Source organism: Stappia sp. P2PMeth1 (assembly GCF_900185735.1).
Lineage (GTDB): Bacteria > Pseudomonadota > Alphaproteobacteria > Rhizobiales > Stappiaceae > Stappia.
On the sequence record NZ_FYAW01000004.1, the window covers coordinates 1 to 1,223 of the forward strand.

Below are 1,223 nucleotides of genomic sequence, written 5' to 3' on the forward strand. Positions count from 1 at the left end.
GTGACCTGAGCCCCAAGTCCCCTCCGGTTTTACGGAGAGTCCTTGGGTTGATGTTTGGCCCTAAGCGGCCTGTTTTTCCAGTGCCAGATTGCTGGCAAATTCGCTGGGCGTGAGATTGCCCAACGAGGAATGCGGTCGATGGTCGTTGTAATCATCCTTCCATGCGCCGATCCGCATCTTGGCTTCGGCCAGTGACGTGAACAGCGTCTCGTTGAGGCATTCATCGCGGAAGCTGCCGTTGAAGCTCTCGATGAAGCCGTTCTGCATAGGCTTTCCCGGCGCGATGTAGTGCCAGTCGATCTGCCGGTCCTGGGACCAGCGCAGGATCGCCATGCTGGTGAACTCGGTGCCATTGTCACTGACCACCGTCGACGGCCTGCCTCTTTGTGCGATGATGGCATCGAGCTCGCGCACCACCCGTCGCCCGGAGAGCGAGGTGTCTACGACCAGAGCGAGGCATTCCCTAGTGTGGTCATCGACAACGGTCAGCACCCTGAACCGCCGGCCATCGGTGAAAGCATCGCTGACAAAGTCCAGGCTCCATCGCTGGTTAGGCTGGTCCGGCACAATGATCGGCCGTCGTGTTCCCAAGGCACGTTTACGGCCGCCGCGCTTGCGCACCTGCAGCTTCTCCTCGGCATAGAGTCGCCTGAGCTTTTTGATGTTCATCGCGATGCCCTGTCGCTGCAGCATCACATGGATACGACGATATCCGAACCGGCGCCGCTGGGCGGCAACGGCCTTCATCGCCTCTCGCAGCTCACGGTCGTTCGGCCGCAGACTGCGATACCGCACGCTCGATCGATCCACAGCCAAAGCTTCACACGCCCGCCGCTGGCTCACCCCATGCACCAGGCAGGCATGAGCCACCGCATCCCGCTTTGCGTCGGGCGTCACCATTTTTTTGCTGCAACATCCTTGAGAATGGCATTGTCGAGCATGGCCTCGGCCAAAAGCTTCTTGAGCCGGGTGTTCTCGTCCTCCAGCGTCTTCAGCCGCCGGGCGTCCGACACTTCCAAGCCGCCATACTTGGCCTTCCACTTGTAAAAGGTCGCACTGCTGATGCCGTGCTTGCGACACAGGTCCGCCGTCCCCAGCCCGGACTCCTGCTCCTTCAATATCGCGATGATCTGTTCTTCGTTGAACCTGCTGCGCTTCATGCGTCCGCCCTCTGTTGCGGCGGACTCTACCAAAATCTGGAGGAGATCTAGGGGCTCAGGTCA

Annotated in this window: 1 protein-coding gene; it reads right to left on the reverse strand. The window is 60.2% G+C overall.

Annotation, left to right across the window (positions count from 1 at the left end; all coding sequences use genetic code 11):
- Nucleotides 1–60: 60 nt before the first annotated feature.
- Nucleotides 61–1,160 (reverse strand): IS3 family transposase gene (locus P2PM1_RS00945; RefSeq protein ID WP_186397861.1). Its coding sequence is split into 2 segments (ribosomal slippage): nt 61–911 and nt 911–1,160, totalling 1,101 coding nucleotides; the frame shifts between segments, so codons are not numbered across the junction.
- Nucleotides 1,161–1,223: the final 63 nt, after the last annotated feature.